The following is a 22420-nucleotide window of genomic DNA, read 5'->3' on the forward strand; positions in this document are numbered from 1 at the left end:
GTATTTGGCCGTATACTCCTACGTTTTCGACGCCCGCCAAGCGAGGCCACTTTGGACAAGATCCTGATTCGTGGGGCTCGAACCCACAACCTGAAGAATATCGACCTGACCCTGCCACGGGACAAGCTGATCGTCATCACCGGCCTCTCGGGCTCCGGCAAGTCGTCCCTGGCTTTCGACACCTTGTACGCCGAAGGTCAGCGCCGTTACGTCGAATCGCTGTCGGCCTATGCCCGCCAGTTTCTGTCAATGATGGAAAAACCCGACGTCGACACCATCGAAGGCCTGTCGCCGGCGATCTCCATCGAACAGAAATCGACCTCGCACAACCCGCGCTCGACCGTCGGCACCATCACCGAAATCTACGACTACCTGCGCCTGCTGTATGCCCGCGTGGGTATTCCGCGCTGCCCGGATCACGATATTCCGCTGGAAGCGCAGACTGTCAGCCAGATGGTCGACCTTGTCCTGGCACAACCGGAGGGCAGCAAACTGATGTTGCTGGCCCCGGTGATCCGCGAGCGTAAAGGCGAACACCTGTCGGTCTTTGAAGAGCTGCGTGCCCAAGGCTTTGTTCGCGCCCGGATCAACGGCAAGCTTTACGAGCTGGACGAAGCGCCCAAGCTCGACAAGCAGAAAAAACACACCATTGATGTGGTGGTCGACCGTTTCAAGGTCCGTGCCGACCTGCAGCAACGTCTGGCCGAATCCTTCGAGACCGCCCTGAAGCTGGCGGACGGCATTGCCCTGGTGGCACCGATGGACGACGAGCCCGGCGAAGAGATGATCTTCTCCGCGCGCTTCGCCTGTCCGATTTGCGGCCACGCCATCAGCGAACTCGAACCGAAACTGTTTTCCTTCAACAACCCGGCCGGCGCTTGCCCGACCTGCGATGGCCTGGGCGTGAAGCAGTTCTTCGATATCAAGCGGCTGGTCAATGGCGAGCTGACGCTTGCCGAAGGGGCGATTCGCGGCTGGGACCGGCGCAACGTCTATTACTTCCAGATGCTCGGGTCGCTGGCGTCGCATTTCAAGTTCAGCCTGGAAGTGCCGTTCAACGAGCTGCCGGCCGATCAGCAGAAACAAATCCTGCACGGCAGTGGTTCGCAAAACGTCGACTTCAAATACCTGAACGACCGTGGCGACATCGTCAAACGCTCGCACCCGTTCGAAGGCATCGTGCCGAACCTGGAGCGTCGCTACCGCGAAACCGAGTCTGCCTCGGTGCGTGAGGAGCTGGCCAAGTTCCTCAGTACCCAGTCGTGCCCGGACTGCCGCGGCACCCGCTTGCGTCGTGAGGCGCGGCACGTGTGGGTCGGCGAGAAAACGTTGCCGGCGGTGACCAATCTGCCGATCGGCGACGCCTGCGATTACTTTGGCGGACTGAAACTGACCGGTCGTCGCGGTGAAATCGCCGACAAGATCCTCAAGGAAATCCGCGAACGCCTGCAATTTCTGGTCAACGTCGGGCTCGACTATCTGTCGCTGGATCGCAGCGCGGACACATTGTCCGGCGGTGAGGCACAGCGTATTCGCCTGGCCAGCCAGATCGGCGCGGGCCTGGTGGGTGTTCTGTACATCCTCGACGAACCATCGATCGGTCTTCACCAACGTGATAACGACCGACTGCTCGGCACCCTGAAGCACCTGCGCGACATCGGCAACACGGTGATCGTCGTCGAGCACGACGAAGATGCTATCCGTTTGGCCGACTACGTGGTCGATATCGGCCCGGGGGCCGGGGTGCACGGCGGTCATATCGTCGCCGAAGGCACGCCGGCCGAGGTCATGGCGCACCCGGACTCCCTGACCGGCAAGTACTTGTCGGGCCGGGTGAAAATCCAGGTGCCCGCCAAACGCACGCCCCGCAACAAGAAGCTGTCGTTGTCGCTCAAGGGCGCTCGCGGCAACAACTTGCGCAACGTTGACCTGGAAATTCCAATCGGCCTGCTGACGTGCGTGACCGGCGTCTCCGGTTCGGGTAAATCGACGCTCATCAACAACACGCTCTTCCCGCTGAGCGCCACGGCTCTCAATGGCGCGACAACGCTGGAAGCCGCGCCCCATGACAGCATCAAAGGCCTGGAGCATCTGGATAAGGTCGTCGATATCGACCAAAGCCCGATCGGTCGTACACCTCGTTCCAACCCGGCGACCTACACCGGTTTGTTCACGCCGATTCGCGAGCTGTTCGCTGGCGTACCTGAGTCGCGCTCACGCGGCTATGGTCCGGGGCGTTTCTCCTTCAACGTCAAGGGTGGGCGCTGCGAAGCTTGCCAGGGCGATGGCCTGATCAAGGTCGAAATGCACTTCCTGCCCGACATCTATGTGCCGTGCGACGTTTGCAAGAGCAAGCGCTACAACCGTGAAACCCTTGAGATCAAATACAAGGGCAAGAACATCCACGAAACCCTCGAGATGACCATCGAGGAAGCACGTGAGTTCTTCGATGCGGTGCCGGCGCTGGCGCGCAAGCTGCAAACGTTGATGGACGTCGGCCTGTCGTACATCAAACTGGGGCAATCAGCGACAACCTTGTCCGGTGGTGAGGCCCAACGGGTGAAATTGTCCCGCGAGCTGTCCAAGCGCGATACCGGCAAGACCCTGTACATCCTCGACGAGCCAACCACCGGTTTGCACTTCGCGGACATCCAGCAACTGCTCGATGTACTGCATCGATTGCGCGACCACGGCAACACGGTCGTCGTGATCGAGCACAACCTGGACGTGATCAAGACTGCCGACTGGCTGGTCGATCTTGGGCCGGAAGGCGGCTCCAAGGGCGGGCAGATCATCGCAGTGGGCACACCGGAAGACGTGGCCGAAATGAAGCAATCTCATACCGGCTTCTACCTGAAACCGCTGCTGGAACGTGATCGGGCCTGAACCCGGGACAAGAAAAAGCCCCTGTCACTTCAGTAGTGACAGGGGCTGTTTTATATCCGCAGCAATCAGGTGTGCGATTGCAGGTAATTCTCGAGGCCGATCAATTTGATAAGACCCAACTGCTTTTCCAGCCAGTAAGTGTGATCTTCTTCGGTATCGTTGAGTTGAATACGCAGGATTTCACGACTGACGTAATCCTTGTGCTGCTCACAGAGCTCAATGCCTTTGCACAGCGCGGCGCGGACTTTGTATTCAAGGCGCAGATCCGCTTCGAGCATCTCCGGTACGGTTGTACCGACATCGAGGTCATCCGGACGCATCCGTGGCGTGCCTTCGAGCATCAGGATGCGGCGCATCAGAGCATCAGCATGACCTGCTTCTTCTTCCATCTCGTGGTTGATACGTTCGTAGAGCTTGGTGAAACCCCAGTCCTCATACATCCGCGAATGGACGAAATATTGATCACGCGCGGCCAGTTCGCCGGTCAGCAACGTGTTGAGGTAATCGATAACGTCTGGGTGGCCTTGCATCGCCCTACATCTCCCTGCTTGAAAGTCTGTAGTTTGAACCAACCGGGCCATCTCGTCACTCGACAGACGCAATAAAAGCGAAGAAATTCTGAGAAAACCAGCCAAAATAACGCAAAAACCGCCCAATTAAGGGCGGTTCTGCTTCTCATTTAGACTTCGTTAAGCTGTACGTTGAGCAGCTTTGCGATTGCTTCTCCATACGCCGGGTCGGCCTTGAAGAAATGCTGCAACTGACGGTCGATCACGTCACTCGAAACGCCCGCCATTGCTCCCGCGATATTGCTGACCAGCAGGTTTTTCTGTTCATCGCTCATCAACCGGAACAGCGCACCGGCGTGGCTGTAGTAGTCGGTATCCGCACGATGATCGTAGCGATCAGCAGCGCCGCTCAACGCCAATGCAGGCTCGGCATAACGAGGTGCCTGCTTAGGCGACTCCGCGTAGCTGTTCGGCTCGTAGTTCGGTGCTGCGCCGCCATTGCTGCCAAACGCCATCGAGCCATCACGCTGGTAAGTGTTTACCGGACTGCGAGGCGCATTCACCGGCAGTTGCTGGTGATTAGTGCCTACACGGTAGCGGTGCGCATCCGCATAGGCGAAAACACGACCCTGCAGCATGCGATCCGGCGACAGGCCTACACCCGGCACCATGTTGCTAGGACCGAAAGCGGCTTGCTCAACTTCAGCGAAGTAATTGAGCGGGTTGCGATTGAGCTCCAGCACGCCGACTTCGATCAGCGGAAACTCTTTCTGCGACCAGGTCTTGGTGACATCAAACGGGTTTTCATAATGAGCGGCTGCCTGGGCTTCGGTCATGATCTGGATGCACACGCTCCATTTCGGGAAGTCACCGCGCTCGATAGCCTCAAACAGGTCGCGCTGAGCGTAATCCGGATCCGTGCCAGCCAGGCGCGCAGCATCTGCGGGTGCCAGGTTCTTGATCCCTTGCTGGGTCTTGTAGTGCCACTTGACCCAATGACGCTCGCCGTTGGCATTAATCAGGCTATAAGTGTGGCTACCAAAGCCGTGCATGTGACGGTAACCATCAGGGATGCCGCGATCTGAAAACAGGATCGTGACCTGATGCAGCGCCTCTGGAGAATGCGACCAGAAGTCCCACATCGCCTGAGCGCTTTTGAGGTTGCTCTGCGGCAGACGTTTTTGCGTGTGGATAAAGTCCGGGAATTTCAGCGGATCACGAATGAAGAATACGGGCGTGTTATTGCCGACAATGTCCCAGTTGCCTTCTTCGGTGTAGAACTTCAAGGCAAAGCCGCGGGGGTCACGCTCAGTGTCAGCAGAACCACGCTCACCACCTACAGTGGAGAAACGCAGAAACGTCGGAGTCTGCTTGCCTACAGCCTCGAACAGCTTGGCGCTGGTGTACTGAGTGACATCACGCGTCACGGTGAAGGTCCCGTAGGCGCCCGAGCCTTTGGCATGCACACGGCGTTCCGGGATGTTTTCGCGGTTGAAGTGGGCGAGCTTCTCGATCAGATGAAAATCGTCGAGCAGCAGCGGGCCACGAGGGCCGGCAGAGCGGGAATTCTGGTTGTCGGCGACAGGAGCGCCACTGGCGGTGGTAAGCGTTTTATTTTGGCTCATGCGATCTCTTCCTTTGTCGGTCTAGAACTGCCGGCTAATCGGCTGAGAGGAAGTATTGATGATCGAGATGACATCTTCTAATTCATTGACTGTTACCAATCGATAGAAAAAACCTAACCGGTATGCCAGCGATCAATCCGCCCGGCGAACTTTCGAACGCGCACAAAAAACCGGGCACTAGGCCCGGTTCTTTGTTTCAGACTGACGTCTTACTCGGCAGATACAGCTTCGCCAGCAGTAGCACGATCAACCAACTCGACGTACGCCATAGGCGCGTTGTCGCCAGCGCGGAAACCGCACTTGAGGATGCGCAGGTAGCCACCCTCACGGGTAGCGTAACGCTTGCCCAGGTCGTTGAAGAGCTTACCAACGATAGCTTTCGAACGAGTACGGTCGAAAGCCAGACGGCGGTTAGCAACGCTATCTGTCTTGGCCAAAGTGATCAGCGGCTCGGCAACGCGGCGCAGTTCTTTAGCTTTTGGCAGAGTAGTTTTGATCAGCTCGTGCTCGAACAGCGACACCGCCATGTTTTGGAACATGGCCTTGCGGTGCGAGCTGGTGCGGCTCAGGTGACGACCACTTTTACGATGACGCATGGTTCATTCCTTACCAAACACTACGTTCGGTGATTACGACGATCAGGCAGTCGCCTTGTCGTCCTTCTTAAGACTTGCAGGCGGCCAGTTGTCGAGGCGCATGCCGAGGGACAGACCGCGGGAGGCCAGAACGTCCTTGATTTCAGTCAAGGATTTCTTGCCCAGGTTCGGAGTCTTCAACAGTTCTACTTCGGTACGCTGAATCAGGTCGCCGATGTAGTAAATGTTTTCCGCCTTAAGGCAGTTAGCCGAACGTACAGTCAGTTCCAGATCGTCAACCGGGCGAAGCAGGATCGGATCGATCTCGTCTTCCTGCTCGACAACCACTGGCTCACTGTCACCTTTGAGGTCGACGAACGCAGCCAACTGCTGTTGCAGAATGGTTGCAGCGCGGCGGATAGCCTCTTCAGGATCCAGAGTACCGTTGGTTTCCAGATCAATAACCAGCTTGTCCAGGTTGGTACGCTGCTCGACACGGGCGTTTTCCACCACGTATGCGATACGGCGAACCGGGCTGAACGAAGAGTCAAGCTGCAAGCGACCGATGCTGCGGCTTTCGTCTTCATCGCTCTGACGCGAGTCGGCTGGTTCATAACCACGACCACGAGCTACTACGAGCTTCATGTTCAGGGCGCCGTTAGACGCCAGGTTAGCGATTACGTGATCGGGATTAACGATCTCGACATCATGATCCAGCTGAATATCGGCAGCGGTAACCACCCCCGAACCCTTCTTCGACAAGGTCAGCGTAACTTCGTCACGGCCGTGCAGCTTGATAGCCAGACCTTTAAGGTTCAACAGGATTTCAATTACGTCTTCCTGTACACCTTCGATGGCGCTGTACTCGTGGAGCACACCGTCAATCTCGGCCTCGACTACTGCACAGCCAGGCATTGAGGACAACAGGATGCGGCGCAGCGCGTTGCCCAGGGTGTGGCCAAAACCACGCTCGAGAGGCTCGAGAGTGATCTTGGCGCGGGTTGGACTGACAACCTGCACATCAATGTGGCGGGGTGTCAGGAACTCATTTACCGAAATCTGCATGGATGCACCTATTTTCTAGCCCTTACTTGGAGTAGAGCTCGACAATCAGGCTTTCGTTGATGTCGGCGGACAGATCACTGCGAGCTGGAACGTTCTTGAAAACGCCCGACTTCTTCTCAGTGTCTACTTCTACCCATTCTACGCGGCCACGTTGGGCACACAGATCGAGAGCTTGGACAATGCGAAGTTGGTTTTTTGCTTTCTCGCGAACAGCAACCACGTCACCAGCACGAACCTGGTAGGACGGAACGTTAACGGTCTGACCGTTTACGCTGATCGACTTGTGCGATACCAGCTGACGGGATTCGGCACGAGTCGAACCGAAGCCCATACGGTATACAACGTTGTCCAGACGGCATTCGAGCAGTTGCAGCAGGTTTTCACCGGTTGCACCTTTCTTGCCAGCAGCTTCTTTATAGTAGCCGCTGAATTGACGCTCGAGAACGCCGTAGATACGACGGACCTTCTGCTTTTCACGCAGTTGGGTGCCGTAATCGGACTGGCGACCGCGGCGTTGGCCGTGGATACCAGGTGCTGCTTCAATGTTGCACTTCGATTCGATCGCGCGCACGCCGCTCTTCAGGAAGAGATCGGTGCCTTCGCGACGAGCGAGTTTGCATTTTGGACCAATGTAACGAGCCATTCTTTACAATCTCCTGGATTACACGCGGCGCTTCTTCGGCGGACGGCACCCGTTGTGCGGGATTGGCGTCACGTCGGTGATGCTGGCGATCTTGTAGCCACAGCCGTTCAAAGCGCGGACTGCGGATTCACGACCTGGACCTGGACCTTTGACGTTAACGTCGAGGTTTTTCAGGCCGTATTCCAGCGCAGCTTGACCAGCACGTTCAGCAGCTACTTGAGCAGCAAACGGGGTGGACTTGCGGGAACCGCGGAAACCCGAACCACCGGAGGTAGCCCAGGAAAGAGCGTTACCTTGACGGTCGGTAATGGTCACGATGGTGTTGTTAAAAGATGCATGGATGTGGGCGATGCCATCAACCACGGTCTTTTTAACTTTTTTACGAGGACGAGCAGCAGGTTTTGCCATGATTAAATTCCTGTCGATTCGCTGGGGCGATTACTTGCGGATCGGCTTACGCGGACCTTTACGGGTACGCGCGTTGGTCTTGGTACGCTGACCGCGTACTGGAAGACCGCGACGATGACGCAGACCGCGATAGCAACCGAGGTCCATCAAGCGCTTGATTTTCATGTTGATTTCGCGACGCAGATCACCTTCAGTGGTGAACTTCGCCACTTCGCCACGCAGCTGTTCAATTTGCTCGTCGCTCAGATCTTTGATCTTTGCTGCTGGGTTTACCCCAGTCTCTGCACAAATTTTCTGTGCAGTAGTGCGACCAACACCATAGATGTAGGTCAGCGAGATAACAGTATGCTTGTTATCTGGAATGTTAACGCCTGCAATACGGGCCATTCAGTGGGACTCCAATTGACAGCTACCTACGCCCCGGAAGCCAAGAAATAGGGCGCGAGATAATATCGCTGTAATAACAAATAATCAACCCGGTAGCGCACTAGCTACCGGGCTTGAAGCACAATCACACTCAGCCTTGGCGCTGTTTGTGACGCGGTTCCGCGCTGCAAATTACTCGAACAACACCTTCGCGGCGAATAATCTTGCAGTTACGGCACAGCTTTTTCACCGATGCACGAACTTTCATCACCAACTCCTCGAACCTTATGGGTACTCAGCGCAACATGCCGCTGCCGTAACCCTTCAGGTTGGCTTTCTTCATCAGGGATTCGTACTGGTGCGAAACGAGGTGCGATTGTACTTGGGACATGAAGTCCATCACAACCACGACGACGATCAGCAACGAGGTCCCGCCAAGGTAGAACGGAACGTTGGCTGCAACCACCAGGAACTGGGGCAACAGGCACACGGCCGTCATGTAAAGAGCACCGAACATGGTCAAGCGAGTCAGAACGCCATCAATGTAGCGCGCAGACTGCTCACCTGGACGGATGCCCGGAATAAAGGCACCGGACTTCTTCAGGTTTTCCGCTACGTCTTTCGGATTGAACATCAACGCCGTATAGAAGAAGCAGAAGAAAATAATCCCTGCACTAAACAGCAGAATATTCAACGGCTGACCAGGAGCGATCGACTGCGAGATGTCCTGCAACCAGCCCATACCTTCAGACTGACCGAACCAGGCACCCAACGAAGCCGGGAACAGCAAAATGCTGCTCGCGAAGATAGCCGGAATAACACCGGCCATGTTCACCTTCAGCGGCAAGTGGCTAGTCTGCGCAGCAAACACCTTACGGCCTTGCTGACGCTTGGCGTAGTGAACAGCAATACGACGCTGACCACGCTCAATGAACACCACGAAACCGATAATCGCTACTGCCAGCAAACCGATGGCAACCAGGGCGAAGATGTTGATATCACCCTGACGTGCAGACTCGAAAGACTGCCCGATCGCTCTCGGAAGACCGGCGACGATACCTGCGAAGATCAACATCGAGATACCGTTGCCTACACCGCGCTCAGTGATCTGCTCACCCAGCCACATCATGAACATCGCACCAGCCACAAATGTGGTTACCGCAACGAAATGAAAGCTGAAGTCAGCAGTGAACGAAACGCCCTGCCCCGCCAAGCCGATGGACATGCCAATGGCTTGAACGAGAGCGAGGACGACAGTGCCGTAGCGGGTGTACTGGCTGATCTTGCGACGGCCAGCTTCACCTTCCTTCTTCAACTGTTCCAGCTGCGGGCTGACGGCGGTCATCAGTTGCATGATGATCGATGCCGAAATGTACGGCATGATCCCCAGTGCAAAGATGCTCATCCGCTCCAGCGCGCCGCCGGAAAACATGTTGAACAAGCTAAGAATGGTCCCCTCATTCTGTCGAAACAGGTCCGCGAGTCGGTCCGGGTTGATACCTGGAACCGGGATGTGTGCGCCTATTCGGTAGACGATAATCGCCAGGAACAGAAAACGCAGACGAGCCCAGAGTTCAGACATACCGCCTTTGCCGAGCGCAGAGAGAGCACCTTGCTTAGCCATTTATTCCTCGAACTTGCCGCCAGCTGCTTCGATAGCCGCACGCGCACCTTTGGTGGCGCCGATTCCCTTGCCGATAGTGACAGCGCGAGTCACTTCACCGGACAGCATGATTTTCACACGCTGTACGTTGACGTTGATCACGTTGGCATCTTTCAGGGACTGCACGGTGACGATGTCGCCTTCCACTTTAGCCAGCTCGGACAGACGCACTTCTGCGCGGTCCATGGCTTTCAGGGAAACGAAACCGAACTTCGGCAGGCGACGATGCAGCGGCTGTTGACCGCCTTCAAAGCCTGGAGCAATGGTGCCACCGGAGCGGGAGGTTTGACCTTTGTGACCACGGCCACCAGTCTTACCCAAACCACTACCGATACCACGGCCCGGACGATGCTTTTCGCGACGGGAACCCGGCGCTGGACTCAGATCATTGAGTTTCATCGATTAACCCTCGACACGCAGCATGTAGTAAGCCTTGTTGATCATCCCGCGATTCTCGGGAGTATCCTGGACTTCTACAGTGTGACCGATGCGACGCAGACCCAGACCCTTAACGCACAGTTTGTGGTTAGGGATGCGGCCGGTCATGCTTTTGATCAGCGTTACTTTAACGGTAGCCATGATCAGAAGATCTCCTTGACGCTTTTGCCACGCTTGGCGGCAATGGATTCAGGAGACTGCATTGCTTTCAAACCCTTGAAAGTGGCGTGAACCACGTTTACCGGGTTAGTCGAGCCGTAGCACTTGGCCAGAACGTTCTGAACGCCAGCAACTTCGAGAACGGCACGCATTGCGCCGCCAGCGATGATACCGGTACCTTCAGAAGCAGGCTGCATGTACACCTTCGAAGCGCCGTGAGCGGACTTCATTGCGTACTGCAGAGTGGTGCCGTTCAGATCAACCTGGATCATGTTGCGGCGAGCAGCTTCCATTGCCTTCTGGATCGCAGCAGGCACTTCACGCGACTTGCCACGGCCGAAGCCAACACGGCCTTTACCATCACCAACCACGGTCAACGCGGTGAAAGTGAAGATACGGCCGCCTTTAACGGTTTTGGCTACGCGGTTAACTTGAACCAGCTTCTCGATGTAGCCTTCGTCGCGCTTTTGGTCGTTATTTGACATAACTTAGAACTCCAGCCCAGCTTCACGAGCAGCATCAGCCAGCGCTTTAACGCGGCCGTGGTACTTGAAGCCAGAGCGGTCGAAAGCCACCTGCGAGACGCCAGCGGCCTTAGCACGCGTAGCGACCAGCTGGCCAACCTTAGTGGCCGCGTCGATGTTGCCAGTGGCGCCATCACGCAGTTCTTTATCCAAAGTCGAGGCACTTGCCAGGACTTTGTTGCCGTCGGCCGAAATGACCTGGGCGTAGATGTGCTGCGAAGAGCGGAACACGCAGAGACGCACGACTTCGAGTTCGTGCATTTTCAGGCGTGCTTTGCGAGCGCGACGCAGTCGAGTAACTTTTTTGTCGGTCATTTGCTATGCCCTACTTCTTCTTGGCTTCTTTACGACGGACGACTTCGTCCGCGTAGCGCACACCTTTGCCTTTGTACGGCTCTGGTGGACGGAAGTCGCGGATCTCGGCGGCCACTTGACCTACCAGCTGCTTGTCGATGCCCTTGATCAGGATATCGGTCTGGCTAGGAGTCTCAGCGGTGATGCCTTCCGGCAGTTCGTAATCCACTGGGTGCGAGAAGCCAAGAGCCAGGTTCAGCACTGTGCCTTTAGCTTGCGCTTTGTAACCAACACCGACCAGCTGGAGCTTACGCTCGAAGCCTTGGCTTACGCCTTGGACCATGTTGTTTACCAACGCACGAGTGGTACCAGCCATTGCGCGAGTCTGTTGATCGCCATTGCGAGCAGCAAAACGCAGCTCACCGGCTTCTTCAACGATCTCAACGGACGAATGGATGTTCAGTTCGAGAGTGCCCTTGGCACCCTTCACCGAAAGCTGTTGGCCTGCGAATTTTACTTCGACACCGGCTGGCAGCTTAACGGGGTTCTTAGCGACGCGAGACATGCTTATCCCCCCTTAGAACACAGTGCAAAGAACTTCGCCGCCGACACCGGCAGCGCGCGCAGCACGATCAGTCATCACACCCTTGTTGGTGGAGACGATAGACACACCGAGACCGCCACGAACTTTCGGCAGATCTTCGACGGACTTGTACTGACGCAGGCCTGGACGGCTAACGCGCTTCACTTCTTCGATAACCGGACGGCCTTCGAAATATTTCAGCTCGATAGACAGCAGTGGTTTGATTTCGCTGCTGATCTGATAACCCGCAATGTAACCTTCGTCCTTCAGGACTTTGGCAACAGCTACCTTCAAAGTAGAAGATGGCATGCTTACGACGGACTTTTCAGCCATCTGGGCATTACGGATTCGAGTTAGCATGTCCGCTAACGGGTCCTGCATACTCATGGGCTAGACGCTCCTAATACAGAAAAATTAGCCTTGCGGCTACTACGTGTCGCCGAGAATCTCCGAGCGTATAAAAACACGGGCTCAGGCGAGCCGGGTATTCTAGACACACCCCAGAAATGAATCAAGCCCCAAAAGGGGCTTGATTCAGATTCAAGGCCACCGGCGGTCAGGATCTTGCGAACCTGAACACCGAGACTTTGACAGTACTTACCAGCTGGCTTTAACCAGACCTGGTACGTCACCACGCATTGCCGCTTCACGCAGTTTGTTACGGCCAAGGCCGAACTTGCGGTAAACGCCGTGTGGACGACCGGTCAGGCGGCAGCGGTTACGCATGCGCGAAGCGCTTGCGTCACGTGGCTGCTTCTGCAGGGCTACTGTAGCTTCCCAACGCGCTTCTGGACTTGCGTTCAGATCAACGATGATTGCTTTCAGTGCTGCACGCTTTTTGGCGTACTTGGCAACCGTGAGCTGACGCTTCAGCTCGCGGTTTTTCATGCTCATCTTGGCCATGGTCCTACTCCAATCAGTTGCGGAACGGGAATTTGAACGCACGCAGCAGAGCGCGGCCTTCATCATCGTTCTTGGCAGTGGTGGTCAGGGTAATGTCCAGACCGCGGAGAGCATCGATCTTGTCGTAGTCGATTTCCGGGAAGATGATCTGCTCTTTTACGCCCATGCTGTAGTTACCACGACCATCGAAGGACTTGGCATTCAGGCCGCGGAAGTCGCGAACCCGAGGCAGGGAGATCGACAGCAGACGATCCAGGAATTCGTACATACGCTCACGGCGCAGAGTCACTTTGACGCCGATCGGCCAACCTTCACGGACTTTAAAGCCAGCGATGGATTTACGAGCGTAGGTCACAACGACTTTCTGGCCGGTGATCTTTTCCAGGTCAGCAACAGCGTGCTCGATGACTTTTTTGTCGCCGATCGCTTCGCCCAGACCCATGTTCAGGGTGATTTTGGTAACGCGCGGAACTTCCATCACGTTCGAAAGCTTAAGTTCTTCCTTAAGTTTCGGAGCGATTTCCTTCCGGTAAATCTCTTTTAGTCGTGCCATGGTCTTCTACCTAGCAGTGTTCAAGCATCAACCGCTTTTTGGGTCGACTTGAAGACACGAATTTTCTTACCGTCTTCTACTTTGAAACCAACGCGGTCAGCCTTGTTGGTTTCGCCGTTGAAGATGGCGACGTTGGAAGCGTGCAGTGGCGCTTCTTTCTCGACGATACCGCCTTGTACGCCCGACATCGGGTTAGGCTTGGTATGGCGCTTGACCAGGTTCAGACCACCAACAACCAGACGGTTGTCAGCAAGAACCTTCAGCACCTTACCGCGCTTACCTTTGTCTTTGCCGGCGATCACGATGATCTCGTCGTCACGACGAATCTTTTGCATGTCGGATCTCCTTACAGCACTTCTGGGGCGAGCGAGACGATCTTCATGAACTTCTCAGTACGAAGTTCACGGGTCACTGGCCCAAAGATACGGGTGCCGATCGGCTCTTGCTTGTTGTTCAGAAGAACAGCAGCGTTGCCATCAAAGCGGATAATGGAGCCATCAGCACGGCGTACGCCGTGACGAGTGCGGACTACAACAGCAGTCATCACTTGGCCTTTTTTCACTTTACCGCGAGGAATTGCTTCCTTGACGGTAACTTTGATGATGTCACCGATACCAGCGTAACGACGATGGGAGCCACCCAGCACCTTGATGCACATAACACGGCGAGCGCCGCTGTTATCGGCCACATCGAGCATGGATTGAGTCTGAATCATATAATTTCTCCGACCCCTAGTCCTTAGACTTCCACAGCGCGTTCGAGAACATCAACCAGCGCCCAAGACTTGGTCTTGGCCAAAGGACGAGTTTCACGAATAGTGACTTTGTCGCCGATGTGGCACTGATTGGTTTCGTCGTGCGCGTGCAGCTTAGTCGAACGCTTAACGTATTTACCGTAGATCGGGTGCTTAACGCGACGCTCGATCAGAACGGTGATGGTTTTGTCCATCTTGTCGCTGACAACACGGCCAGTCAGCGTACGGACAGTTTTTTCGGCTTCAGCCATGATTACTTACCTGCCTGCTGGTTGAGCACAGTCTTCACGCGAGCGATGTCACGCTTAACTTGCGAGAGCAGATGAGACTGCCCCAACTGGCCAGTTGCTTTCTGCATACGCAGATTGAACTGGTCGCGCAGCAGGCCGAGCAGTTGCTCGTTCAGCTGCTGTGCGGATTTTTCACGAAGTTCATTCGCTTTCATCACATCACCGTCCGTTTAACAAAGGAGGTGGCGAGCGGCAGCTTTGCAGCAGCCAGGGCGAAAGCCTCACGCGCCAGCTCTTCAGAAACACCCTCGATTTCATACAGGACTTTGCCTGGCTGAATCTGGGCAACCCAGTATTCCACGTTACCCTTACCTTTACCCATACGAACCTCGAGAGGCTTTTTGGAAATCGGCTTGTCCGGGAATACACGGATCCAGATCTTGCCGCCACGTTTTACGTGACGGGTCAGAGCACGACGCGCTGACTCGATCTGACGAGCGGTGAGACGACCACGAGCAACAGACTTCAGCGCGAACTCGCCGAAGCTGACTTTGCTACCGCGCAATGCCAGGCCACGGTTGTGACCAGTCATTTGCTTGCGGAACTTCGTACGCTTTGGTTGCAACATTTGGCGTACCCCTTACTTAGCAGCTTTTTTACGAGGCGCTGGTGCTTGTGGTTTCAGTTCTTCTTGGCGACCACCAATTACTTCGCCTTTGAAGATCCAAACCTTTACACCGATCACACCGTAAGTGGTGTGAGCTTCGTAGTTGGCATAGTCGATGTCGGCACGCAGGGTGTGCAGTGGCACACGACCTTCGCGATACCATTCAGTACGTGCGATTTCAGCACCGCCGAGACGACCGCTCACTTGGATTTTGATGCCTTTGGCACCAATGCGCATGGCGTTCTGTACAGCGCGCTTCATAGCGCGACGGAACATTACGCGACGCTCCAGCTGCTGAGCTACGCTCTGCGCAACCAGCATACCGTCGAGTTCCGGCTTGCGGATCTCTTCGATATTGATGTGCACAGGCACACCCATTTGCTTGGTCAGGTCCTGACGCAGTTTCTCAACATCTTCACCCTTCTTCCCGATAACGATACCTGGACGAGCGGTGTGGATGGTGATACGTGCAGTTTGGGCCGGACGATGGATATCGATACGGCTTACGGACGCGCTTTTTAGTTTGTCTTGGAGATACTCACGCACCTTCAGATCAGCGAACAAGTAGTCCGCATAAGTCCGACCGTCTGCGTACCAGACGGAGGTGTGCTCCTTGACGATTCCCAGGCGAATGCCAATGGGATGTACTTTCTGACCCATCTCTTCGACTCCGTTACTTGTCAGCAACCTTGACAGTGATATGGCAAGACCGCTTGACGATGCGATCAGCACGGCCTTTGGCACGTGGCATGATGCGCTTCAGCGAACGCCCTTCGTTGACGAAAACGGTGCTGACCTTCAGGTCATCAACGTCTGCGCCTTCGTTATGCTCGGCGTTGGCTACGGCCGACTCCAGCACTTTCTTCATGATCTCGGCGGCTTTCTTACTGCTGAAAGCCAACAGGTTGAGCGCTTCGCCCACCTTCTTCCCGCGGATCTGGTCGGCGACCAAGCGGGCTTTCTGGGCGGAGATTCGAGCGCCCGACAACTTAGCGGCTACTTCCATTTCCTAACCCCTTAACGCTTGGCTTTCTTGTCAGCCACGTGCCCACGATAAGTGCGGGTACCGGCGAACTCGCCCAGTTTGTGGCCGACCATGTCTTCGTTAACGAGAACTGGGACGTGTTGACGACCGTTGTGTACTGCGATGGTCAAACCGACCATTTGTGGCAGGATCATCGAACGACGCGACCAGGTTTTAACTGGTTTGCGATCGTTCTTTTCCGCCGCCACTTCGATCTTCTTCAGTAGGTGAAGATCGATAAAAGGACCTTTTTTCAGAGAACGTGGCACTGTCGTATCCCTCTATTTACTTGCGACGACGGACGATCATTTTGTCGGTACGCTTATTACCACGAGTCTTCGCGCCCTTAGTCGGGAAGCCCCATGGCGATACCGGATGACGACCACCAGAGGTACGACCTTCACCACCACCATGTGGGTGGTCAACCGGGTTCATGGCAACACCACGAACGGTTGGGCGAACGCCACGCCAGCGTTTGGCACCAGCTTTACCCAGCGAACGCAGGCTGTGCTCGGAGTTCGAGACTTCGCCCAAGGTCGCGCGGCATTCGGCCAGCACTTTACGCATCTCACCAGAACGCAGACGCAGGGTCACGTAGACACCTTCACGAGCGATCAGCTGAGCCGAAGCACCAGCGGAACGAGCGATCTGTGCGCCTTTACCTGGCTTCAATTCGATGCCGTGTACGGTGCTACCAACTGGAATGTTACGCAGTTGCAGAGCGTTGCCCGGCTTGATCGGTGCCAGAGCACCTGCGATCAGCTGGTCGCCAGCGCTCACGCCTTTAGGGGCGATGATGTAGCGACGCTCGCCATCTGCGTACAGCAGCAGAGCGATGTGAGCAGTACGGTTTGGATCGTATTCGATACGCTCGACAGTGGCAGAAATGCCATCTTTGTCGTTGCGACGGAAGTCGACCAGACGATAATGCTGCTTATGACCACCACCGATGTGACGAGTGGTAATACGGCCATTGTTGTTACGACCACCAGACTTCGACTTCTTCTCGAGCAGCGGTGCGTGAGGAGCGCCTTTATGCAGCTCCTGGTTGACCACCTTGACCACAAAACGGCGGCCAGGGGAAGTCGGTTTGCATTTAACGATTGCCATGATGCACCCCTTCCTTACTCAGCACTGCTGCTGAAATCGAGATCTTGGCCTGGCTGAAGGGAGATAACTGCCTTCTTCCAGTCATTACGCTTGCCCAGACCGCGAGCAGTGCGCTTGCTCTTACCCAGAACATTCAGGGTAGTAACACGCTCTACTTTCACGCTGAACAGGCTTTCGACGGCCTTCTTGATTTCCAGCTTGGTTGCGTCAGTAGCAACCTTGAAAACGAACTGGCCTTTCTTGTCTGCCAGAACCGTAGCCTTCTCGGAAACGTGCGGGCCAAGCAGAACTTTAAATACGCGTTCCTGGTTCATCCCAGCAGCTCCTCGAATTTCTTCACGGCCGACACGGTGATCAACACCTTGTCGTATGCGATCAGACTAACTGGATCGGAACCTTGCACATCACGTACATCTACGTGTGGCAGGTTACGAGCAGCCAGGTACAGGTTCTGATCAACAGCGTCCGACACGATCAGAACGTCGGTCAGGCTCATGTTGTTCAGTTTGCCCAGCAGGTCTTTGGTTTTCGGCGTCTCAACGGCGAAATCCTGAACCACGACCAGACGATCAGTACGCACCAGCTCAGCAAGGATGGAACGCATTGCTGCGCGATACATCTTCTTGTTCAGCTTCTGGGAGTGATCCTGTGGACGAGCTGCGAAAGTGGTACCGCCGCCACGCCAGATTGGGCTACGGATAGTACCGGCACGAGCACGGCCAGTACCTTTCTGACGCCATGGGCGCTTACCGCCACCACGAACGTCGGAACGGGTCTTTTGCTGCTTGCTACCTTGACGGCCGCCGGCCATGTAGGCCACGACTGCTTGGTGAACCAGCGTCTCGTTGAACTCGCCGCCAAATGTCAGTTCGGAAACTTCGATCGCTTGAGCGTCATTTACATTTAATTGCATGTCAGCTTCCCCTTAACCGCGAGCCTTGGCTGCTGGACGTACAACCAAGTTGCCGCCAGTAGCGCCAGGAACAGCGCCCTTGACCAACAACAGATTGCGTTCAGCGTCCACGCGCACTACTTCGAGGGACTGCACGGTCACGCGCTCAGCGCCCATATGACCGGACATTTTTTTGCCCTTGAATACACGACCAGGAGTCTGGCACTGGCCGATAGAGCCTGGAACGCGGTGGGATACGGAGTTACCGTGGGTGTTATCTTGCCCGCGGAAATTCCAACGCTTGATCGTACCCTGGAAGCCTTTACCCTTGGACTGACCGGTTACATCAACCAGTTGACCAGCGGCGAAGATTTCAGCGTTGATCAGATCGCCGGCCTGGTACTCGCCTTCTTCAAGGCGGAATTCCATTACGGTACGACCAGCGGCAACGTTCGCTTTAGCGAAGTGGCCAGCCTGAGCTGCTGTTACACGCGAAGCACGACGCTCGCCGACAGTGACTTGCACTGCACGATAGCCATCGGTCTCTTCAGTTTTGAACTGGGTGACGCGATTCGGCTCGATCTCAATGACCGTGACCGGAATGGAGACACCTTCTTCGGTGAAAATACGGGTCATACCGCATTTACGACCGACTACACCAATAGTCATGTTGTAAACCTCATGAGTGTACGGGGCTTTCACCCGCTATGGCCGCCCATTTCAGAGCGTTACACGACTAAGACCGAGTCTTAGCCGAGGCTGATCTGCACTTCCACACCGGCCGCAAGATCAAGCTTCATAAGAGCATCAACGGTTTTATCCGTTGGCTGGACGATGTCCAGAACGCGCTTATGAGTACGGATCTCGTACTGGTCACGCGCGTCTTTGTTGACGTGCGGGGAGACCAGAACGGTGAACCGCTCTTTACGGGTAGGCAGTGGAATTGGACCACGCACTTGAGCACCAGTACGTTTCGCGGTTTCCACGATTTCCTGGGTTGATTGGTCGATCAGGCGATGGTCGAAAGCCTTCAACCTGATACGGATTTGCTGATTTTGCATTGGATTTCAGACTCCGGCTGCTATTCCCACCGGGCGCAATACGCCCGTTAAAAGGAGGCGCAATTCTATAGACGCCCCAGATAGGTGTCAACCCAATAAAAAAGCCCCCGCTGAGCGGGGGCTTTTCAAAGCATCGAAGCTATCTCAAAAGAGATGCTTACTCGATGATTTTAGCTACAACGCCAGCACCAACGGTACGGCCGCCTTCACGGATAGCGAAGCGCAGACCGTCTTCCATTGCGATGGTTTTGATCAGGGTAACAGTCATCTGAATGTTGTCACCTGGCATTACCATTTCAACGCCTTCTGGCAGCTCGCAGTTACCGGTCACGTCAGTAGTACGGAAGTAGAACTGTGGACGGTAGCCTTTGAAGAACGGAGTGTGACGACCGCCTTCTTCCTTGCTCAGAACGTAAACTTCTGCGGTGAACTTGGTGTGCGGCTTAACCGAACCTGGCTTAACCAGAACCTGACCACGCTCAACGTCGTCACGCTTGGTACCACGCAGCAGAACGCCGCAGTTCTCGCCAGCACGACCTTCGTCGAGCAGCTTGCGGAACATCTCAACACCGGTGCAGGTGGTGGTGGTGGTGTCACGCAGACCAACGATTTCCAGCGCATCTTGAACGCGAACGATACCGCGCTCGATACGACCAGTCACAACAGTACCACGACCCGAGATCGAGAATACGTCTTCGATTGGCATCAGGAATGGCTTGTCGATAGCACGCTCTGGCTCTGGGATGTAGGTATCCAGAGTTTCAACCAGCTTACGAACGGCAGTGGTGCCCATTTCGTTGTCGTCTTTGCCTTCCAGCGCCATACGAGCAGAACCGATGATGATCGGAGTGTCGTCGCCTGGGAAGTCATAGGTGGACAGCAGGTCGCGAACTTCCATCTCAACCAGTTCCAGCAGCTCAGCGTCGTCTACCAGGTCAGCCTTGTTCAGGAAAACCACGATGTACGGAACGCCTACCTGACGGGACAGCAGGATGTGCTCACGGGTTTGTGGCATCGGACCATCAGCGGCCGAGCAAACCAGGATCGCGCCGTCCATCTGGGCAGCACCGGTGATCATGTTCTTCACGTAGTCAGCGTGACCTGGGCAGTCAACGTGAGCGTAGTGACGAATGTTCGAGTTGTACTCGACGTGCGCGGTGTTGATGGTGATACCACGAGCTTTTTCTTCTGGCGCGCTGTCGATCTTGTCGAATTCAACTACGGCCGAACCGAAAACTTCGGAGCAGACGCGAGTCAGAGCAGCGGTCAGAGTGGTTTTACCGTGGTCAACGTGACCGATGGTGCCAACGTTGACGTGCGGAAGGGAACGATCAAATTTTTCTTTAGCCACGACAATTAACTCCTAGCCTAAAGGACTGAATCAGCCTTGTTTTTTGGTAACGGTTTCGACGATGTGCGACGGAGCCGTATTGTATTTTTTGAATTCCATAGAGTAGCTTGCGCGACCCTGGGACATCGAACGAACATCGGTCGCATAACCGAACATCTCGCCCAACGGAACTTCAGCACGGATAACCTTACCGGAAACCGTATCCTCCATACCCAGAATCATGCCGCGACGACGGTTAAGGTCGCCCATCACGTCACCCATATAGTCTTCAGGCGTAACAACCTCTACCGCCATGATCGGCTCAAGCAGCTCACCACCGCCCTTCTGGGCCAGTTGCTTGGTCGCCATGGAAGCAGCCACCTTAAACGCCATCTCGTTCGAGTCGACGTCGTGGTAGGAACCATCAAACACGGTAGCCTTCAGGCCGATCAGCGGATAGCCGGCAACTACACCGTTCTTCATCTGCTCTTCGATACCCTTCTGGATAGCCGGGATGTATTCCTTAGGAACCACACCACCCACTACTTCGTTCACGAATTGCAGACCTTCCTGACCTTCGTCAGCAGGAGCAAAACGGATCCAGCAGTGACCGAACTGGCCACGACCGCCGGACTGACGAACGAACTTGCCTTCGATTTCACAGTTCTTCGTGATGCGCTCACGATAGGAAACCTGAGGCTTACCGATGTTGGCTTCGACGTTGAACTCACGGCGCATCCGGTCAACCAGGATGTCCAGGTGCAACTCGCCCATGCCGGAGATGATCGTTTGACCAGTCTCTTCATCAGTTTTAACGCGGAAAGACGGGTCTTCCTGAGCAAGCTTGCCCAGAGCGATACCCATTTTTTCCTGGTCATCCTTGGTCTTAGGCTCTACGGCAACCGAAATAACCGGCTCCGGGAAGTCCATGCGAACCAGGATGATTGGCTTGTCAGCGTTGCAGAGGGTTTCACCAGTGGTGACGTCCTTCATGCCGATCAGGGCCGCGATGTCGCCAGCGCGCACTTCCTTGATCTCTTCACGGGCGTTTGCGTGCATTTGCACCATACGACCCACGCGCTCTTTCTTGCCCTTGACCGAGTTGATCACGCCGTCGCCGGAGGCCAACACGCCCGAGTAAACGCGGACGAAGGTCAGGGTACCCACGAATGGGTCGGTAGCGATCTTGAACGCCAGAGCCGAGAACGGCTCGTTGTCGTCTGCATGACGCTCCATCATTTCTTCCTCGTTATCAGGGTTGGAGCCCTTGATAGCAGGAATGTCGACAGGAGCCGGCAGGTAGTCGATCACGGCATCGAGAACCAGGGGAACGCCCTTGTTCTTGAAGGAAGAACCGCAAACAGCCAGGACGATCTCACCAGCGATGGTACGCTGACGCAGAGCGGCCTTGATTTCCTCGATGGTGAGCTCTTCACCTTCGAGGTACTTGTTCATCAGCTCTTCGCTGGCTTCGGCCGCAGCCTCAACCATGTTGCTGCGCCACTCTTCAGCCAGCTCCTGCAGCTCAGCAGGGATAGCTTCGCGACGCGGAGTCATGCCCTTGTCAGCATCGTTCCAGTAAACCGCTTCCATGGTCATCAGATCGATCTGACCCTGGAAGTTGTCTTCGGAACCGATAGCCAACTGGATCGGCACCGGAGTGTGACCCAGACGCTGCTTGATCTGAGCGATCACGCGCAGGAAGTTAGCGCCGGCACGGTCCATCTTGTTCACGTAAACGATACGCGGAACACCGTATTTGTTGGCTTGACGCCATACGGTTTCGGACTGCGGCTCAACGCCGGAAGTGCCACAGAACACAACAACAGCGCCGTCGAGTACGCGCAGGGAACGCTCAACTTCAATGGTGAAGTCTACGTGGCCCGGGGTATCGATAACGTTGAAGCGGTATTGGTCTTTGTGCTGCTTGGCCGAACCCTGCCAGAAGGCGGTAATGGCAGCAGAAGTGATGGTAATACCACGCTCCTGCTCCTGCACCATCCAGTCAGTGGTCGCAGCGCCGTCATGCACTTCGCCCATCTTGTGGCTTTTGCCAGTGTAAAAAAGGACGCGCTCGGTGGTGGTGGTTTTACCAGCATCCACGTGAGCAACGATACCAATGTTACGGTAGCGATTAATCGGTGTAGTACGAGCCATA

General features: G+C 55.5%; 33 protein-coding genes. 1 reads left to right on the forward strand and 32 read right to left on the reverse strand.

What is annotated here, in order from left to right:
• Positions 1 to 51: 51 nt before the first annotated feature.
• Positions 52 to 2886, forward strand: a complete 2835-nt coding sequence (gene uvrA, locus M5G20_RS12575) for an excinuclease ABC subunit UvrA (protein ID WP_150734588.1) — start codon at positions 52 to 54, stop codon at positions 2884 to 2886.
• Positions 2887 to 2951: 65 nt separating this feature from the next.
• Here uvrA and bfr read toward each other — a convergent pair whose 3' ends face one another.
• From bfr to fusA, 32 genes are all read right to left on the reverse strand, one after another.
• Complete coding sequence (gene bfr, locus M5G20_RS12580) at positions 2952 to 3416, reverse strand: bacterioferritin (RefSeq protein ID WP_025109504.1); 465 nt, start codon at positions 3414 to 3416, stop codon at positions 2952 to 2954.
• A gap of 149 nt (positions 3417 to 3565) precedes the next feature.
• Positions 3566 to 5020, reverse strand: coding sequence for a catalase (locus M5G20_RS12585; RefSeq protein WP_273919369.1), 1455 nt, complete (start codon positions 5018 to 5020; stop codon positions 3566 to 3568).
• Between the two features lie 209 nt (positions 5021 to 5229).
• Positions 5230 to 5616 carry a 50S ribosomal protein L17 gene (gene rplQ / locus M5G20_RS12590; protein WP_007970429.1) on the reverse strand — a complete coding sequence of 129 codons (387 nt, stop codon included), beginning with the start codon at positions 5614 to 5616 and terminating at the stop codon, positions 5230 to 5232.
• Between the two features lie 42 nt (positions 5617 to 5658).
• Positions 5659 to 6660 carry a DNA-directed RNA polymerase subunit alpha gene (locus tag M5G20_RS12595; RefSeq protein WP_007970428.1) on the reverse strand — a complete coding sequence of 334 codons (1002 nt, stop codon included), beginning with the start codon at positions 6658 to 6660 and terminating at the stop codon, positions 5659 to 5661.
• 22 nt (positions 6661 to 6682) lie between these two features.
• On the reverse strand, positions 6683 to 7303 hold the full coding sequence (gene rpsD, locus M5G20_RS12600; protein WP_003176404.1) for a 30S ribosomal protein S4: 621 nt from the start codon (positions 7301 to 7303) through the stop codon (positions 6683 to 6685).
• A gap of 18 nt (positions 7304 to 7321) precedes the next feature.
• On the reverse strand, positions 7322 to 7711 hold the full coding sequence (gene rpsK / locus M5G20_RS12605; protein ID WP_002555466.1) for a 30S ribosomal protein S11: 390 nt from the start codon (positions 7709 to 7711) through the stop codon (positions 7322 to 7324).
• A gap of 30 nt (positions 7712 to 7741) precedes the next feature.
• Entirely contained in the window at positions 7742 to 8098 is a 357-nt protein-coding gene (gene rpsM, locus M5G20_RS12610; protein WP_009045849.1) for a 30S ribosomal protein S13, read from the reverse strand.
• Between the two features lie 130 nt (positions 8099 to 8228).
• Positions 8229 to 8345, reverse strand: coding sequence for a 50S ribosomal protein L36 (gene rpmJ, locus M5G20_RS12615; protein ID WP_002555468.1), 117 nt, complete (start codon positions 8343 to 8345; stop codon positions 8229 to 8231).
• 27 nt (positions 8346 to 8372) lie between these two features.
• Entirely contained in the window at positions 8373 to 9701 is a 1329-nt protein-coding gene (gene secY / locus M5G20_RS12620; RefSeq protein ID WP_015097035.1) for a preprotein translocase subunit SecY, read from the reverse strand.
• Complete coding sequence (rplO, locus tag M5G20_RS12625) at positions 9702 to 10139, reverse strand: 50S ribosomal protein L15 (RefSeq protein WP_003228720.1); 438 nt, start codon at positions 10137 to 10139, stop codon at positions 9702 to 9704.
• A gap of 3 nt (positions 10140 to 10142) precedes the next feature.
• Entirely contained in the window at positions 10143 to 10319 is a 177-nt protein-coding gene (rpmD, locus tag M5G20_RS12630; RefSeq protein WP_003176408.1) for a 50S ribosomal protein L30, read from the reverse strand.
• Positions 10320 to 10321: 2 nt separating this feature from the next.
• A complete protein-coding gene (gene rpsE / locus M5G20_RS12635) occupies positions 10322 to 10822 on the reverse strand; it encodes a 30S ribosomal protein S5 (RefSeq protein WP_003186035.1) in 501 nt (166 codons plus the stop codon).
• A 3-nt stretch (positions 10823 to 10825) separates the two neighbouring features.
• Positions 10826 to 11176: a 50S ribosomal protein L18 gene (gene rplR / locus M5G20_RS12640; RefSeq protein ID WP_003186037.1), complete on the reverse strand. Its 351-nt coding sequence runs from the start codon at positions 11174 to 11176 to the stop codon at positions 10826 to 10828.
• A 10-nt stretch (positions 11177 to 11186) separates the two neighbouring features.
• Positions 11187 to 11720: a 50S ribosomal protein L6 gene (gene rplF / locus M5G20_RS12645; protein ID WP_003176412.1), complete on the reverse strand. Its 534-nt coding sequence runs from the start codon at positions 11718 to 11720 to the stop codon at positions 11187 to 11189.
• Positions 11721 to 11732: 12 nt separating this feature from the next.
• Positions 11733 to 12125 carry a 30S ribosomal protein S8 gene (gene rpsH / locus M5G20_RS12650; protein WP_017848802.1) on the reverse strand — a complete coding sequence of 131 codons (393 nt, stop codon included), beginning with the start codon at positions 12123 to 12125 and terminating at the stop codon, positions 11733 to 11735.
• A 210-nt stretch (positions 12126 to 12335) separates the two neighbouring features.
• Positions 12336 to 12641, reverse strand: coding sequence for a 30S ribosomal protein S14 (gene rpsN, locus M5G20_RS12655; protein WP_003176414.1), 306 nt, complete (start codon positions 12639 to 12641; stop codon positions 12336 to 12338).
• A gap of 13 nt (positions 12642 to 12654) precedes the next feature.
• Positions 12655 to 13194: a 50S ribosomal protein L5 gene (gene rplE / locus M5G20_RS12660; RefSeq protein WP_003210069.1), complete on the reverse strand. Its 540-nt coding sequence runs from the start codon at positions 13192 to 13194 to the stop codon at positions 12655 to 12657.
• A gap of 20 nt (positions 13195 to 13214) precedes the next feature.
• Positions 13215 to 13529: a 50S ribosomal protein L24 gene (gene rplX / locus M5G20_RS12665; RefSeq protein WP_003186046.1), complete on the reverse strand. Its 315-nt coding sequence runs from the start codon at positions 13527 to 13529 to the stop codon at positions 13215 to 13217.
• A gap of 11 nt (positions 13530 to 13540) precedes the next feature.
• Positions 13541 to 13909, reverse strand: coding sequence for a 50S ribosomal protein L14 (rplN, locus tag M5G20_RS12670; RefSeq protein ID WP_002555479.1), 369 nt, complete (start codon positions 13907 to 13909; stop codon positions 13541 to 13543).
• 23 nt (positions 13910 to 13932) lie between these two features.
• Positions 13933 to 14199 carry a 30S ribosomal protein S17 gene (gene rpsQ / locus M5G20_RS12675; protein WP_003176419.1) on the reverse strand — a complete coding sequence of 89 codons (267 nt, stop codon included), beginning with the start codon at positions 14197 to 14199 and terminating at the stop codon, positions 13933 to 13935.
• A 2-nt stretch (positions 14200 to 14201) separates the two neighbouring features.
• Complete coding sequence (gene rpmC / locus M5G20_RS12680; RefSeq protein ID WP_002555481.1) at positions 14202 to 14393, reverse strand: 50S ribosomal protein L29; 192 nt, start codon at positions 14391 to 14393, stop codon at positions 14202 to 14204.
• Positions 14393 to 14806 (reverse strand): 50S ribosomal protein L16, encoded by a 414-nt coding sequence (rplP, locus tag M5G20_RS12685; protein WP_003228729.1) that lies wholly within the window; start codon positions 14804 to 14806, stop codon positions 14393 to 14395. Before rplP ends, rpmC begins: the two co-directional genes overlap by 1 nt.
• A gap of 12 nt (positions 14807 to 14818) precedes the next feature.
• A complete protein-coding gene (rpsC, locus tag M5G20_RS12690) occupies positions 14819 to 15505 on the reverse strand; it encodes a 30S ribosomal protein S3 (protein WP_003176422.1) in 687 nt (228 codons plus the stop codon).
• 13 nt (positions 15506 to 15518) lie between these two features.
• Complete coding sequence (gene rplV / locus M5G20_RS12695; RefSeq protein ID WP_003103908.1) at positions 15519 to 15851, reverse strand: 50S ribosomal protein L22; 333 nt, start codon at positions 15849 to 15851, stop codon at positions 15519 to 15521.
• A gap of 11 nt (positions 15852 to 15862) precedes the next feature.
• The gene (rpsS, locus tag M5G20_RS12700; protein ID WP_002555486.1) at positions 15863 to 16138 is read right to left on the reverse strand and encodes a 30S ribosomal protein S19; all 276 of its coding nucleotides are present in this window, start codon (positions 16136 to 16138) and stop codon (positions 15863 to 15865) included.
• A gap of 16 nt (positions 16139 to 16154) precedes the next feature.
• Entirely contained in the window at positions 16155 to 16979 is an 825-nt protein-coding gene (gene rplB / locus M5G20_RS12705; RefSeq protein ID WP_008053874.1) for a 50S ribosomal protein L2, read from the reverse strand.
• A 14-nt stretch (positions 16980 to 16993) separates the two neighbouring features.
• Complete coding sequence (rplW, locus tag M5G20_RS12710; RefSeq protein ID WP_002555488.1) at positions 16994 to 17293, reverse strand: 50S ribosomal protein L23; 300 nt, start codon at positions 17291 to 17293, stop codon at positions 16994 to 16996.
• Positions 17290 to 17892: a 50S ribosomal protein L4 gene (gene rplD, locus M5G20_RS12715; protein WP_003228735.1), complete on the reverse strand. Its 603-nt coding sequence runs from the start codon at positions 17890 to 17892 to the stop codon at positions 17290 to 17292. Before rplD ends, rplW begins: the two co-directional genes overlap by 4 nt.
• Positions 17893 to 17904: 12 nt before the next feature.
• Positions 17905 to 18540, reverse strand: coding sequence for a 50S ribosomal protein L3 (gene rplC / locus M5G20_RS12720; RefSeq protein WP_003186059.1), 636 nt, complete (start codon positions 18538 to 18540; stop codon positions 17905 to 17907).
• A gap of 80 nt (positions 18541 to 18620) precedes the next feature.
• The gene (gene rpsJ / locus M5G20_RS12725; protein ID WP_003186070.1) at positions 18621 to 18932 is read right to left on the reverse strand and encodes a 30S ribosomal protein S10; all 312 of its coding nucleotides are present in this window, start codon (positions 18930 to 18932) and stop codon (positions 18621 to 18623) included.
• A 157-nt stretch (positions 18933 to 19089) separates the two neighbouring features.
• Positions 19090 to 20283, reverse strand: coding sequence for an elongation factor Tu (gene tuf / locus M5G20_RS12730; RefSeq protein WP_008065716.1), 1194 nt, complete (start codon positions 20281 to 20283; stop codon positions 19090 to 19092).
• A 30-nt stretch (positions 20284 to 20313) separates the two neighbouring features.
• On the reverse strand, positions 20314 to 22419 hold the full coding sequence (fusA, locus tag M5G20_RS12735; protein ID WP_034148075.1) for an elongation factor G: 2106 nt from the start codon (positions 22417 to 22419) through the stop codon (positions 20314 to 20316).
• Position 22420: the final 1 nt, after the last annotated feature.

It is taken from the genome of Pseudomonas sp. TNT2022 ID1044 (genome assembly GCF_028656895.1).
GTDB classification, from domain to species: domain Bacteria; phylum Pseudomonadota; class Gammaproteobacteria; order Pseudomonadales; family Pseudomonadaceae; genus Aquipseudomonas; species Aquipseudomonas reinekei.